Origin of the sequence: Bartonella sp. AP58NXGY, assembly GCF_042195785.1 — a bacterium.
Classification (GTDB): domain Bacteria; phylum Pseudomonadota; class Alphaproteobacteria; order Rhizobiales; family Rhizobiaceae; genus Bartonella.
Genome location: NZ_JBHIOY010000444.1, coordinates 1 through 520 on the forward strand (window position 1 = coordinate 1; position 520 = coordinate 520).

Annotated in this window: 1 protein-coding gene; it reads left to right on the top strand. The window is 28.3% G+C overall.

What is annotated here, in order from left to right; all coding sequences use genetic code 11:
- Positions 1–296 (top strand): Hsp33 family molecular chaperone HslO (locus ACFINC_RS11905; RefSeq protein WP_375617325.1); only part of this gene is annotated, 296 nt, incomplete at its 5' end.
- Positions 297–520 lie beyond the last annotated feature (224 nt).

Genomic DNA, 520 nt, shown 5'->3' on the forward strand with positions numbered 1-520 from the left:
AAGAAGCTAAAATACTCATGAAAACGATTGAAAGCGCAGAATTAACAGATCCCCACGTCGGGAGTAAACAGCTCTTATTCCGTCTGTTTCATGAACGAGGTGTTAGAGTTTTTAATCCTTTTTCTCTTGTCGATCAATGTTCTTGTTCCCGCGAAAAAATTAAAGGAATCTTAGCAGGATTTCCTATTGATGAGCGCAATAAAATGGTTAAAAATAAATATATTTCAGTCACATGTGAATTTTGCTCAGAAACGTATCATTTTACAGCACAAGAGTTTTTGGAAGAAAAAACATAATCAAATTATTTATAAAAATGATGATTGCAACAAAAGCGTATTTTATTCATGTCATAAAAGTTTAAGCAGCGGATATGAACTTTTAGAATATTTCTGACAATAAATTCTTTTATAGTATTCATTAATATGTTGATTTTTATTTATAAATGACCTTATTCTATTAAATAAATCTTTTTGATTATAGTTATATTTCCTTATTCGAATTTATCTTAATTTAAGAGTCA